Raw genomic sequence first — 591 nt, 5'->3', positions numbered from 1 at the left:
TACGGGGCCAATTTGCCGAGTTCCCTTAACACAATTATCTCCGACACGCCTTCGCCTTCTCAGCGAGGGGCACCTGTGTCGGTTCTCGGTACGGACGCCGTCTCCCTTTTCACGGGCTCCAGGAATTTGTCAGGTTACCCCATCACACATTCACCTGCTTCTCACCATTACGGTACTCCACAGGCTTCTGATGCTTAGACGGGACGACGGTCCCGCCTGACATATCCCGAAGCGTCAGGGCTTTCGCTACAGACGGACGGTACAGGAATATTAACCTGTTTCCCTTTCGGTACACTCGAGTTACGGTGCACCTTAGGACCGACTAACCCTCGGCTGACGAACATGGCCGAGGAAACCTAGCCCCTGCGGCGGTTGGGATTTTCACCCAACTATGCTTCTACTACTGCCAGAATTCTCAATTCTGCACGGTCCACTGGACCTTACGCCCCAGCTTCTGCCCATGCAGAACGCCTCTCTACGAGATCACCTTTCGGTGCTCCGTGGTCTCTGTAGTAGGCTTGAGCCCCGTCCATTTTCAGCGCCCTAAATCTTGACTGGTAAGCTGTTACGCACTTTTTAAAGGATAGCTGC

1 rRNA gene is annotated in these 591 nt (G+C 54.3%); it reads right to left on the bottom strand.

Features of this window, described 5'->3' with window-relative positions:
• Positions 1-591, bottom strand: a 23S ribosomal RNA gene (locus tag QHH19_07345); the annotation flags it as partial.

The sequence above is a fragment of the Candidatus Thermoplasmatota archaeon genome (genome assembly GCA_029907305.1).
Classification (GTDB): domain Archaea; phylum Thermoplasmatota; class E2; order DHVEG-1; family DHVEG-1; genus JARYMC01.
The sequence above is the reverse complement of the archived record's forward strand: the minus strand, read 5'-3'. Positions and strand labels throughout refer to the sequence as shown.